This window comes from Mucilaginibacter sp., from assembly GCF_036383575.1.
In the GTDB taxonomy this organism is placed as follows: domain Bacteria; phylum Bacteroidota; class Bacteroidia; order Sphingobacteriales; family Sphingobacteriaceae; genus Mucilaginibacter.
Genome location: NZ_DASVOB010000553.1, coordinates 1 through 13,541 on the forward strand (window position 1 = coordinate 1; position 13,541 = coordinate 13,541).

Consider the following 13,541-nt stretch of genomic DNA (forward strand, 5'->3'; position numbering starts at 1 on the left):
GCATCAGGAAAATACCTGCACCTATCATGTTGCCAATCACCAGTGAGGTGCTGGTCCACAGGCCTAATTTATTTTGTTGATTTGAAGTATCGGGCATAATAATGGGGGTTTTGTTTAGAAGGTTGAAATCCGCGAAAGCAAGATGATCTTATATTTATTCTAAACCGGGAGTAACTGATCAGAATTATAATATCTTTCAGTCTTCCAAGAGAATAAAGGAACTATCATTGGATGGTTCAGGACATTTTCGTCGCTTGTAATATAGTATTGCTCATTATCGAAGCCAGGCAAATTCACAAGCACTATTATTTCGTCTGGCTCACAAAGATTGTAAGTAAACTCGATTGTTCCGTAGTTGGCGATGCGTCCCGAATCTATAAAATTCCCCAGATGTTTTAAATAACAATACTTATGCGTGGACTTTATCTTTTTTGTTGAAGGGTCGATATACTGTTCTGCTATAATTCTGTTTTGATTATCGAGTACTCTTTTGCCCTGTTCAAGTATCTCTGTTCTATTATATAATTCCCAATCCCATAAAGTATGGTCACGATCCTGCTGCTTCCTTACTAAAAAAGTGCCATAGTCCCAAACATCCCGAAGCCTTTGAATAACACACTGGATGTTTTCATCTTCTGATAAATAATAATCTCCGCCGATTAAATGATCATTCTCGTAGATTTCGACTTTTTTCAAAATCCCATCTATGTAAGCCTCGTGGCTATAATCGCCTTGTAAAAGATCAGCTTGCCGGGAAGGAACTTCTTCACCCATCGCATTCTTATACTTTATTATTGTGGACATGTTTCTTAATTTGAGAAGATCTAAAGTAATTGATATGCTTCATTAATATATTGGGGAAATAAAAGGGTATGCTAAAATAAAATTAAAAAACTGTCGAAGCTTAAACATTTACCCCTGAAATCTCTTTTATAGCAGGACTTGCTTTTTAAGCAACAATCCGGCTTAAGCATAATCCGCCTATTTGTAATGAAAAATAAAACAACCGTAATTGGTATTTTACTGATCCTGTGCGCACTGTCTGTAATCAGCTTTAAAGATATCGGAAATAAAATAACGTTGCCGGCAAAGGATACCTCCAATGGCGGCTTATTCCTGCCCGGTAAGTTTAAAGCCGTAGTAGTTGTTGACAGTCTGGAAGGCCGCGCCCGTCACATAGCAGTGAATACCAATGGTGATATCTATGTAAAACTTCGTTTCCCTGATTCTATCGGCGGTAATGTAGCCCTGCGTGATACTAATGGCGACGGACGGGCAGATATCATAAAAAAATTTGCTGATTATGAAGATAAGGGTCCCTATGGTACAGGGATGCGGGTACATAAAGGCTACCTGTATTTCAGTTCGGAGGAAAACGTTTATCGCACCAAACTAAATCCAAAATCACTGATACCCGATGGCCCGCTCGAATTGATCTTGCATGATGCCACCGCTCCGCATGAGCATGACGCCAAGCCCCTGGCATTTGATAATGTCGGGCATATGTACGTAGCATTCGGAGCTCCCTCAAACGCTTGCCAGGAACAAAACAGGGTTCCCGGTTCAAAGGGGATCAAGGGCTGCCCGTTACTGAAGCAATACGGAGGCATCTGGCAATTTGATGAAGCCAAACCTAACCAGGTACAGGCCGATGGCATCCGTTATGCTACCGGTATGCGCAGCGTTGTTGCTATGGACTGGAATACTGCCAACAATTGCCTGTACGTTGTTGCCCATGGACGTGACGACCTGCGTTTACAGTTCCCTAAAATATTCAGTGCCTGGCAAAGCGCTGTACTACCGGCCGAAGAATTTATTAAAGTAAAAAAGGGTGCCGATGTAGGCTGGCCTTACTATTATTATGATCCCATTAAAAAGAAAAAACTCCTGAACCCCGAATATGGCGGCGATGGCATAAAAGCCGGCAATGGCGTTAAATACGCTCAGCCTATCATGGCTTTCCCGGCACACTGGGCACCTAATGATCTGTTTTTTTATACCGGTGATCAATTTCCGGCGAGATATAAAAATGGCGCTTTCATTGCCTTTCATGGCTCAACCAACAGGTCGCCTTATCCCCAGGCAGGTTTTTTTGTATGCTTCGTGCCCTTTAAAAACGGCAAGCCCGCAGGCCAATGGGAGGTTTTTGCTGATGGCTTTACCGGCAAAAACACCGTAGTAAGTGTGAGTGACGCTGTTTACCGCCCTATGGGGCTGGCGATGGGGCCCGATGGTTCATTGTACATCAGCGAAACGGAAGAAGGAAAGATCTGGAAGATCTCCTACACCGGCAATAAAGCAGGGTTCGGCAAAGCCGAGCTTGCCAAAATGGAGTTGCGTAAAAAACTGCCGGGCTTCAGGCTGCCCGATGTGTTGAAAAGCGACCTACAAACCGGCATGTTAAAAGGCGGTGCTAAAATTTACAATACTTATTGCGCCAACTGTCACCAAAAAAATGGCCGGGGCGATGGAAACATGATCCCGCCGCTCAGCGGGTCGGAATGGGTTACCGGGGGTAAGTTTATGGAAAAAGATTTGGCCATAAGGGTAGTATTAAACGGTTTGGAAGGGCCGATCAAGGTAAAGAACCATCCTTACAACAGCGCAATGCCCAAGCATAACTTTTTGAGTGATGCCGACATAGCTTCGGTTCTTACTTACATCCGCAACAATTTTGGCAACAACAGCAGCCTGGTTACAGCGGCTGAGGTTAAAAAGATCAGGGCAGAGAAGTAACATCTCCGGAAAAATCACCAACCCCGCACATTTTTTCAACAATTAAAAACCTACTTTAGAGTTTTTGTACCGTATATAACTATTACTGAAAGTATTAATGATCAATAATTTTCCGCTTAAAAAGCTTGTGCTGGTAGCCGGGCTTTGCTTACCTGTATTCACTTATGCGCAGGAAGCGCCAAAAACTAAACCTAATTGGCAAAACCTCGATCTTAAAACCGATTCTGTGTTCGGGATCAGTACCGAAAAAGCTTACAACGAACTGCTAAAAGGCAAAAAACACGTTACTGTACTGGTAGCTGTAATTGATGGTGGTGTTGATGTTAATCATGAGGACCTTAAAAAAGTGATCTGGAATAACCCGAAAGAAATCGCCGGGAATAAAAAGGATGATGACAAAAACGGCTACATTGACGATATCCATGGCTGGGATTTTATAGGATCGGACAAGGGCGATGTACATTATGATAACCTGGAGCTTACCCGTCTTGTACGTATCAACACCCCCCGCTTTGCCAATGTTGACAGCACCAAACTTACCGGTAAAGACCTGTCCGATTTTAAAGCATATGGCGCCATGAAAGCCGATATGGATAAGCAGGTTGCCAAAGCCAAGGAAACATATACCGTTATCAATAAATTTAATACCCTGCTTGATGGCGTACTGACAAAATTGGGGAACCAGAACCCAAGTCTTGATGATATTAAAAAGTTTGAGCCTAAAGACAATGGCGAAGCCTATGTTAAGCGTGTACTGGAAAGTGCCCTGCCCGAGTTTAAGAATGTAGCTGATTTCCGGGAAAAAGAGGTAAACGGCGGCTTAACCCACTTCAAAGAACAGTTAGATTATCACCTCAACCTTAATTTCAATTCGAGGGATACCGTAGGTGATAACTATAATAACGCCAATGAGCGTTTTTATGGAAATAATGATGTAACCGGCCCGGATGCCGACCATGGCACTCACGTTGCAGGTATCATAGGTGCGGTAAGGGATAACAATCTTGGCATTATGGGCGTGGCCAATGATGTAGCCATCATGTCGGTACGCACCGTACCTACCGGCGACGAACGTGATAAAGATGTGGCTAATGCCATTCGTTATGCCGCTGCCAACGGTGCTAAGGTGATCAACATGAGCTTTGGCAAAAGTTATTCGTACAATAAAAAAGCGGTAGATGAGGCCGTAAAATTTGCATTAAGCAAAGATGTGCTGCTGGTACATGCCGCCGGGAATGACAACAACAATACCGAGGTTGAACTCAACGTTCCTAACCGGGCTTATGAAGATAAAAGCGGTGTGGCAGGTGCATGGATTGAGGTAGGCGCATCGGGCCCTAAAGATGATGAAACGCTGAAAGCATCTTTCTCCAACTATGGCAAAACCAGTGTTGATGTATTTGCACCGGGCGTGGCTATCAATTCAACCACTCCAAAATCAACCTATGCCGAGCATGATGGCACCAGTATGGCGGCACCGGTTGTAACGGGCTTAGCAGCGCTGATCCGCTCGTATTATCCTAAACTGACAGCTACGCAGGTTAAGGAGATCATTATGAAGTCGGTAGTGAAAATATCACATAATGTTGTGATTAAAGATGGCGATACTAAAAAAGAGGTTCCGTTTGCTGATATTTGTGTAACCGGCGGCGTTGTTAATGCTTATAACGCGCTTCAGCTGGCTGCCACTTATTAGAGCAACCTTTTTATGAAAAATATCATCCGCCGGATACCGGCATGCACTTTTTTGTTCGGGATCATTTTTAGCTTTAGCGTTAAAGCCCAAACAGTTGTAACAAAAGTATCAGGCGGGTGGATCAAGGGTATTGAAGAAGGGCCAACATTGGTGTTTAAAGGCATTCCATATGCTAAACCACCGGTTGGCCCTTTACGTTTTATGCCTCCCCAACCAGCCGCTCCGTGGAAAGACACACTTTCGTGCGAGAAATTTGGGAACCCGGCATCGCAGGGCGGTGGCCAGGGTGGACTAAAAGGCAATGAAGATTGCCTCACTTTAAACGTTTATACGCCAACAACGGCAAGGGATGCTAAGCTTCCGGTATTGGTATGGGTACATGGCGGCGCGCTTACAGGCGGCTCTGGCATGGGAATGAATGGCCATGCTTTTGCTGACGACGATAGTGTTGTTACCGTTACTATCAACTATCGCCTTGGTGTTTTTGGCTTTATGTACCTGGGCGATGTGGGCAAGAGCTACCAATCGTCAGGAAATAACGGCCTGCTTGACCTCATCATGGCACTAAAATGGATCAGGCAAAATATTGCAGCTATGGGCGGCGATGCATCCAACGTAACCGTAATGGGCGAATCGGCAGGGGCCAAACTTACCAGCGCCTTACTGGCTACTCCTCAGGCTAAAGGATATTTTAACCAGCAGATCCTGGAAAGCGGTGCGGTACAATGCATCAGGGACAGCGTTACAGCTAAAGGTATCAGGCAGCGGCTCATGGCCGAACTGGGTATTTCCAAACCTGCCGACCTGCTGAAGATCTCGGCCGAAAAACTTATCGCAGCCCAGGCTAATATCAGCAACGGCGCACAGGGCACCAACTATTTTGGCCCGGTGATAGATGGCTCAGTTATTTCAGATGATCCGTATCAATACATTCGTAAAAACAGGAATGACAAAGTACGTTTCCTGATCGGCACCAATAAGTTTGAAAGTAAAATGTTCATGGGCTTCGATAAACGCCTCAACCATCCCGATAGTGCGGTGCTTTACGGATGGTTTGGTGACAACTACCGTTATGTTTTGTCAAATTATAATGCCGAAGCTAAAAACGAAAATGCGGATAGTGCAGCCCTAAAAGTACTTACCCAATACATGTACCAGATGCACAGCTACCGGCTTGCCAGCATGTTGGCACAGGCAGGCAACCACGTTTGGATGTACCGTTTTGACTATAAGCGGGATGGTACCGGCGCTACCCATGCCGACGAATTAAGCTATGTTTGGTTTTTACCCAAACAAAACAACTTCAATCAAACAGAACTACAGCTGGCTAACCAGATCCACCAAACCTGGGTTAACTTTATAAAAGACAAGGCCCCCGGTCAGGTTAATGATAAACAATGGCCCCATTTTGTAGCGGGCGAAAACAATATTATGGTTTTTGATACCATATCGGGACCAGTGCAGCTTAGCAATGTTTATAATGATAAGGCCAATCCGTCTTCGTGTTTTATCCTGAAGTAGATTCTTCTATCCGGCTAAACATTATTCAAACCTGACCGATAACTGACAATAGTTTTATGAATAATTGGTGAAGCTTTAGTTGCTTTCGCAACCCGGTTGCAAATATTACCGTATAAACCATAAAATTATTGATAAAAATATAGCCTAATTAAAATCCAGTTAGCATATTAATAACGTATATGCAAGATGCTTAAAGAGTTTCACAAATTATTGTGAGATAATTTAAGTATTATTGCTGTTACTTAATGACACCCCTAACGTTAAATGGCTGATCCAAACTTTGCAGCATATCGCCTGCGCACCATACAATTTTTGGTGCTTTTACTGTTTTTTATTTTAGGGGGCTCGCTCAATTCATTTGCCCAGATCTCTGATTCCCGGTTCAGGCATATCAGTAATGAACAGGGACTTTCAAACAGTACCATAAATTGCATTTTTCAGGATAGCCGGGGCTTTATGTGGTTTGGTACCCGTGATGGCTTAAACCGCTACGACGGTTCAAAGGTTATCATCTATCAAAACAATCCTGCCGATAAAGCCAGCATTAGCGATGGCTTTATTAATTGTATCTATGAAGATGCCGCTCACAAACTTTGGATAGGCACCAACTATAATCTTAACCGGTTTGATCCGGTTACCAATAAATTTTCGGCCTGGGGTTTTAAAAACACAGTTGTTACAGCAGTGACAGCAAAGGATGATGATCATTTATGGGTAGGTACTCAAGGTAACGGTATCAGTCTGCTTGATATACGTACGGGCAAGGCCGTACATTTCGGCCATGGTAGCGCGGGCCTTAGCTGCGATACGGTAAATACGCTTTATAAAGATAATAAAGGTACTTTGTGGGTAGGCACCCGTCATGGTCTTTGTATATATGATGCTGCTAAATCTGCATTTAAACCTTTGGCTATTAATGGCCCTGTTGCGGGCTGTGATATTACTTCCATCACTGCCGATAAAGCCAACAACATTTGGATAGGTACCAATGGGCAGGGTGTGGTGAGGGTTGATGCAGAGGGCAAAAACTTTAAGTTGTTTGTTCATGATGATATGGATAGCGGCAGTTTGTCGGGCAACCTTGTTCTGCAGGTACTTTGCGACAGGGATGGCGATATCTGGATAGGTACCATTAACCAGGGGATGAACTGGTTTGATGCCAAAACCCAAAAGTTTGTTAAATACTTTCCTCGGCCCGAAAATGCCGGCAGTCTTTCCAATACCACTGTTTCGGCAATTTATGAGGATGTGCAGCATGACCTTTGGATAGGCACTCATCGCGGTGGGGTTAACCTTTATACTGCCGAAACCGATAAGTTTAAATTGTACAGGCAGGGCATTAATGAAACTACTTTAAGCTATAATGACGTTAAAGCTTTTTTTGAAGATAGTAAAAGCAATATCTGGGTAGGCACCGATGGCGGTGGTCTCAACTTGTTCAACCGTAAAACAGAGCAGTTTCGCCAGTATAAATTTAACCCTTATGATGCTTCAAGTATCTCCACCAATGCCATCCAGGATATAGCCGAAGATGCACAGGGCAACATCTGGGTAGGTACCTGGGGCGGGGGCATTAACCTCATGAACCCGGTAACCGGAAAGTTTACCCGTTTTAAAGCTAATGCTGCCGACCGCAACGCGGTAAGTTCAGATTTTATGCAAAGGATGCTGCTGGATAGCCGGGGCAATTTTTGGGTAGCAACTTATTTTGGCGGTCTTAATTTACTGGATACCAAAACACATAAATTTACAAGGGTACTAAAAGATCCGGATGGGCAGACCTCATTCCAAGGGAACAATGTTGTTTCGGCAGGGGAAGATAAAGATGGCAATGTTTGGTTTGGCACCGATGATGGCGGTCTTAATTGTTATAACCTTAACACCCGCCGTTTTTCACATTATTTTGATCACGAAAAAAAGAAGACAGATTCGAGGGTAATTTTTACTGATAGCAAAGGCCGGGTTTGGATTGGCATGGCAGGTTTATACCTGTTTGATAAAGCCAATAACAAATTCAACCTGTTCTCCACTAAAGGCAACCTAAGTACCGATTTTATTAAAGGGATTGCTGAGGATGAAAAACATAACCTTTGGATCTCTACATCAACCGGGATCAATCGCCTAAACCCCGAAACCGGCGATAATAAGCAGTTTAATACTTATGATGGATTGCAGGGCACCGAGTTTGAAGCTAATGCCTACCTGAAAACCCGCGATGGTGAAATGTATTTTGGAGGCGTTAAAGGATTTAACAGGTTTTACCCTGAAAAAATCAAAGCAAATACGTTTATCCCGCCGGTTTATTTAACCGATTTCCAGCTGTTCAATAAATCGGTAGTGCCTGGTGATAAAGACTCTTTGCTAAAAAAAGACATCAGCGTTACCCCCAAAATAACGCTCAACTACGATCAATCGTCAATAGCCTTTAATTTCATTGCGCTTAATTATATCGTAAGCCGCAACAACCAGTACCAATATAAGCTGGATGGGTTGGATAAAGAATGGGTAAAGGCCGGCACGGAGCGAAGGGCTGCTTATACCAACCTTGATCCGGGAACGTATACTTTTCATGTAAAGGCCTCCAATAACGATGGGGTTTGGAATAACATTGGCGCATCGGTCATTATTGTGATCACCCCGCCGTTTTGGGTAAGGTGGTGGTTTAGGCTGCTGGTGTTGTTGCTGGTCATAGCGGCGGCATATAGCTTTTATGCCTATCGTATCAATACTATCCAAAAGCAGAAAGCCCAGCTTGAAAAACAGGTGCAGGAGCGTACCCGTGAGGTTGTTCAAAAAGCCGGTGAGCTCCAGGTAAAATCAGATGAATTGCAGGAAGCTTATGAAGAATTGCAGGCGCAGTCGGAAGAGTTAAAAGCCCAGTCGGAAGAGCTGCAGGTTCAGTCGGAGCATTTGCATGAGCTTAATGGTAAACTGGTTGTGCAAAAGGAACAGGAACAACAGGCAAGGGAAGAAGCCGAAAAGGCCAACCAGGCCAAGAGCATTTTCCTGGCAACCATGAGCCACGAGATCCGCACGCCAATGAACGGCGTTATCGGGATGGCTTCGCTACTTGCCGAAACAAAGCTGGACTATGAGCAACGGGAATATACCGATACCATCATCAGTTGTGGCGAGGGCTTGATGAGCGTGATCAATGACATCCTCGATTTTTCGAAGATCGAATCGGGCAAAATGGAGGTGGAGCATGAGGATTTTGACCTGCGTCACACCATTGAAGAAGTGATGGATATTTTTGCGCAAAGGGCTGCCCAGCAAAAGATAGACCTCATTTATCATATCGACGCGGATGTTCCGCTATATATTGTAGGTGATAGCCTGCGGATAAAACAGGTGCTGATCAACCTTATCAATAACGCTATTAAATTCACCTCTAAAGGGGAGATCTTTATTAAAGTATTTTTAAAGGAGCAGATAGGTGAAGAGGCCGAGATCGGCTTTAGTGTTAAAGATACCGGTATTGGCATCCCTGAAGAAAAGATCTCCCGGTTGTTTAAAGCATTTTCGCAGGTTGATTCATCAACTACCCGCAAATACGGCGGTACAGGGCTTGGGCTGGCTATTTGTCAAAGACTGGTGAATTTAATGGGCGGTGATATTTCGGCAACAAGTAAATATGGCGCAGGTTCGGTGTTTAGTTTTTCTATCAAGACCATCAAAAGCAAAAACCCGGTGCGCACGCCATTGCTTTGCGATTTGGCCGCATTAACGGGTTTACGGGTACTTATCGTTGATGATAATGATACTAACCTGTTTATCCTCCGCACACAGCTCGAGCATTGGAAACTGGAACCGGTAACAGCCTCATCAGGTGCCGAGGCATTAGCCATACTGCATCAGGATGATAGCTTTAAATTGCTGATCACCGATATGGAAATGCCCGAAATGGACGGTGTTGGCCTCGCAAACCAGGTAAAAGTTAAATTTCCCAAGCTGCCTATTGTGATGTTAAGCTCTATTGGAGATGAAACTAAAAGCAAATTTCCGGGATTGTTTTCATCCATATTGGTTAAGCCGGTTAAGCAGCACCACTTATGCATGAGCATTCAGAAAGCATTTAACCAGGACAATACGGTAACAGTCGAAGTTGCAGCCAAGAGTGTATTATCGGCGGATTTCGCCAAAGATCATCCGCTCCGGATCCTGGTTGCTGAGGATAACCCAATAAATCAAAAACTCATAGAGCGGGTACTGAACAAATTGGGCTATCAGTCTGATATGGCTACCAATGGCGTTATTGTATTGGAAAAGCTTGTTGAAAAATACTACGATATTATTTTGATGGATATCCAGATGCCCGAAATGGACGGATTGGAAACCACTGCTCAAATTCGCTTGCAGGGCGGCAATCAGCCTTACATCGTGGCCATGACAGCCAACGCCATGCAGGAAGATCGCGAAATTTGCATGCAGGGCGGCATGGACGATTATCTTTCAAAACCCATGCGTTTGGAAGACCTTGTAACTATACTGGAAAAGGTGGAGGTTTTGGGATAACCTGCATAGGTGTTCGGAAGATTCAGATCAATTGAAAATGTTGGTTTAAAAAACCATGTCATTGCGAGGAGGAACGACGAAGCAATCTCGTAGCTATACAGATCGGATATGCATTGGCTACGAGATTGCCACGCTACGCTCGCAATGACATGGTTTTTTTAAGAGGTGATTTTATCTTCCGAACACTTGCGGGATAGCCCGCACCTTTCTCTGATAAACCGTAAAGGCTTCAAATCTTATTCAAGCAACTGGCATAGATAACCATGATCCTCAAGAATGCCAATAACCAATTGAGTTGAGATATCCAGGCCTTCAATCCTTAATATTCTATCGCAATCTTCCAGGTCAAAATTTACGCGGCTATTGGTGATCAACTTTTGAAGCAGACCGACCAGCATTGCTGCCCTGGCGGAGTCCTCAACATTGGTTTTAAAAACCTCTACCGTTGAATTAATAGTTGTTTCCACACTACGCCTGACTTAATGTTAAAAGAAATAACCTAAAAGCGGTAGCTGATCCCTGATTCTACGGTAATACCTGTCTTTTTTAGTTCGGCTAATGGAACGCGTTTGTTCAGGTCGTTAAAGGGTGCCCAGTTAACTTTTTGATCCTTGTTATATAGGTCAAGCTTTTGCACAAAATTGTAACCGCCGCTTATCTGCACCGAAAAGTTTTTAGCCAGCTGGTAATTATAAAAGAGTGTGTTTTTATACTGCTGCACTTGCAAATAGTTTGATCCGGTTTTCTTTGACAGCCGGTACGAGCCTCCGCCAATACCAAAATCACTGCTGAGCCCGATGATACTTTTATCGCTTAGCTGGTATTTCAGTTTTTCAGAAACAGGTAGTGTGCCGCTGAGACTTAACTTATCGCTGATCTGCCAATCTATCCCAATAACAGGAAGTAATATCGAACCAAAAAACTGGCGTGAATATCCTGCTCCGATAGCATAAGAAAAGGTTTTTGAAGTACGGATCTTAAGCATGGCGAAAGCGGAATATGATATGTCATCGCCCGAAACATCTTTCAGATCCGATGACAGGGTGGGAATTGCGGATACCAGCAAGGCATACTTCTGGGAAAATGACTTTTGAAAAGTGATGGGGACTGAAATAGAGTAAAACTCCGTACCGCCGAATGTTTGGCCTGTACCAGATAAAGTAAGTCCGCTATAGCTAACTCCGGCCATTAAGAAATCAAGCTTGCCGTCTTTGAAATTGTTTACAATCGGCACGGATAGCGAAGCATTCGTTTGCTGGATGCTCATCTTTTTATGGTTAACAGTAAATGGCGAGTAAGAGTAACCTACATCAAAGGATCCGATTTTGGGTTTAAATGTGGTATCGGTATTTGTAGCCAATTGTTGTTGGGCACCGGCGGTAAGCTTAAAGGATACTAAAATGATAACAAGATAGATTAAGGATGTTGCTTTCATTGCAATTTTGTGTTGTTAGAAGATTATTTCAATTTGTCCCTTAAACACGCCTGAAGCAACTTACCCCTATTGCTGTTAATTATATTTTTTTGCCGGATGTGTACTGAACCGCATAGTCAAATTTTTTGAACGAAATAGAAAAGCCTGTTTGCAGATTATCCTGTAACTTTACCTATTATTTGAGATGATAGAAAAAGCAGTTAAAGTACCCGACGAATTGGTTTGCGCCCCTTATCACCATAGGGATATCAAACTAAATGGCTTATCCATAGTAGAATCATGTACGGTTACGCATCGTAGCCGTGGCTCCATGTTTTTAGAAGACCATATGCTGCTTGTGGTGTTGGAAGGCACCAATACCATTACTCATGGCAACATGGAATATGTTGTAGCCAAAAACGAAATGGTGCTGCTGAAAAAAGCTATCCAGATCAATTATGATAAAATGGGGAACCCAGAAAAGGGCTCGACCTATAACAGCCTGATGTTTTTCCTGAAGGATGAGTTTTTGCGCGATTTTGTTAAAATGGCCAAAATTGAATCGGTAGAAACTGTTGAGCCGGCAAAGGTTACCGTGAAGCCTGTAAAAGAACGCCTGCGCAAATTTTTCGAATCGGTAGTGCCTTACTTTGAAGAGCCTGAAAGCATTGATGGTTCGTTGATGCGGCTTAAAATGTTGGAGTTGCTTTATGATCTTGTGCATGTGGACAGGAACATGCTTCAGCAATTGTTGCAGCTTAAACAGCAGGTGCATGGTGATATCCGCAATGTGGTGATGGATAACTATGCCTCGCCCGTTTCTATTACTGAACTGGCCTATCTTTCCGGACGTAGTCTTTCCAGCTTTAAGCGTGATTTCTTTGCCATTTACCAGGTTACCCCGGCGCAGTGGATCCGTGAAAAGCGTTTAGCCAAAGCAAAAGAGATGCTTACGGCAGATATGGCGGTAACAGATGTTTGTTATTCGCTTGGTTTCGAGAACCTTGCTCATTTTTCGCGCCTTTATAAAGCACATCATGGGTGCCCCCCATCAGCCCATCGTCCAACTGTACAAATGCAGTAAAGTAATTTGGACAGAATAGTCAAATAACTTGGACGTTATAAAATACCGCCCCTTCGTTATAGTCAGCATCTTTGTATCATAAAACATTTTGATATGATACAAACAAAAGCATACGCTGCACAAACTAAAGACACTGATCTTGCACCATGGACATTTGAGCGCCGTGAGGTTGGTCCTCATGATGTACAATTTGACATTTTATTTTGCGGTGTTTGCCACTCCGACCTCCACCAAATTAAAGATGAGTGGGGCGGTTCGATATTCCCAATGGTTCCTGGTCATGAAATTGTTGGCCGCGTAGTTAAAGTTGGCGAGCACGTAAAAAAATTCAAAGCAGGCGATCTTGCCGGTACCGGCTGCCTGGTTGATTCATGCCGTGTTTGCGATAACTGTAAAGACGGCTTGGAGCAATATTGCACTAACGGCCATTCACAAACCTATAATGGCTATGAACAGGACCACAAAACCCCTACTTACGGCGGATATTCAAACACTATCGTGGTTCATGAAGATTTCGTTCTCCGGATCTCTGATAAACTTGACCTGGCTTCGGTAGCACCTTTGCTGTGTGCCGG

9 protein-coding genes are annotated in these 13,541 nt (G+C 43.7%); 6 read left to right on the forward strand and 3 right to left on the reverse strand.

The annotated features are described in order from the left end of the window. Positions 1-159 precede the first annotated feature (159 nt). Complete coding sequence (locus VF500_RS19645; RefSeq protein WP_330861303.1) at positions 160-804, reverse strand: hypothetical protein; 645 nt, start codon at positions 802-804, stop codon at positions 160-162. A gap of 186 nt (positions 805-990) precedes the next feature. Between VF500_RS19645 and VF500_RS19650 the strand changes: the two genes are divergently transcribed. The 4 genes from VF500_RS19650 (at position 991) to VF500_RS19665 (ending at position 10,468) form a co-directional block, all read left to right on the forward strand. After that, positions 991-2,736: a c-type cytochrome gene (locus VF500_RS19650; protein ID WP_330861304.1), complete on the forward strand. Its 1,746-nt coding sequence runs from the start codon at positions 991-993 to the stop codon at positions 2,734-2,736. A gap of 97 nt (positions 2,737-2,833) precedes the next feature. Further along, positions 2,834-4,432, forward strand: a complete 1,599-nt coding sequence (locus VF500_RS19655; protein WP_330861305.1) for a S8 family peptidase — start codon at positions 2,834-2,836, stop codon at positions 4,430-4,432. Between the two features lie 12 nt (positions 4,433-4,444). Next, complete coding sequence (locus VF500_RS19660; RefSeq protein WP_330861306.1) at positions 4,445-5,953, forward strand: carboxylesterase/lipase family protein; 1,509 nt, start codon at positions 4,445-4,447, stop codon at positions 5,951-5,953. Positions 5,954-6,217: 264 nt separating this feature from the next. Continuing rightward, positions 6,218-10,468: a hybrid sensor histidine kinase/response regulator gene (locus tag VF500_RS19665; protein ID WP_330861307.1), complete on the forward strand. Its 4,251-nt coding sequence runs from the start codon at positions 6,218-6,220 to the stop codon at positions 10,466-10,468. Between the two features lie 236 nt (positions 10,469-10,704). On the opposite strand, the gene VF500_RS19670 is transcribed toward VF500_RS19665, so the two are convergent. Together VF500_RS19670 and VF500_RS19675 are read right to left on the reverse strand one after the other, a co-directional pair. Next, positions 10,705-10,935, reverse strand: a complete 231-nt coding sequence (locus VF500_RS19670) for a hypothetical protein (protein WP_330861308.1) — start codon at positions 10,933-10,935, stop codon at positions 10,705-10,707. Between the two features lie 32 nt (positions 10,936-10,967). Continuing rightward, a complete protein-coding gene (locus VF500_RS19675; RefSeq protein WP_330861309.1) occupies positions 10,968-11,903 on the reverse strand; it encodes a DUF6268 family outer membrane beta-barrel protein in 936 nt (311 codons plus the stop codon). Between the two features lie 184 nt (positions 11,904-12,087). On the opposite strand from VF500_RS19675, the gene VF500_RS19680 reads away from it, so the two are divergent. Then, positions 12,088-12,966, forward strand: coding sequence for an AraC family transcriptional regulator (locus tag VF500_RS19680; protein WP_330861310.1), 879 nt, complete (start codon positions 12,088-12,090; stop codon positions 12,964-12,966). Between the two features lie 93 nt (positions 12,967-13,059). Next, the coding region (locus VF500_RS19685; protein ID WP_330861311.1) for an alcohol dehydrogenase catalytic domain-containing protein at positions 13,060-13,541 on the forward strand (482 nt) is incomplete at its 3' end.